Below are 265 nucleotides of genomic sequence, written 5' to 3' on the forward strand. Positions count from 1 at the left end.
ACGTACATCTGTCGGTACACCGCCACAAAATGGGTGGGTACTCTCATCAAGTCGACCGTGTTCAAAATCGAATTGAAGTAGCTTCATGACTTCCAAACCGAGCGCTTTTTGCTTTTCCGCAGGGTAGTGTGCAGTTGGCATTAAGATGTTGTCTGATTGTTGTTTTTCAAGCGCTTCATCGATCAAAGTAGGAAGCCAGGTTTTCTCGTCAGCAAAAAGAATGTCTAACGACGCAGACGTTGTGCCAGGTTCATAAACATCGAGC

1 pseudogene is annotated in these 265 nt (G+C 45.7%); it reads right to left on the reverse strand.

What is annotated here, in order from left to right:
• A pseudogene (locus O4H47_RS17965) lies at positions 1-265 on the reverse strand (carboxypeptidase M32); the annotation flags it as partial.

The organism is Maritalea porphyrae (assembly GCF_027213965.1).
Taxonomy (GTDB): Bacteria; Pseudomonadota; Alphaproteobacteria; order Rhizobiales; family Devosiaceae; genus Maritalea; species Maritalea porphyrae_A.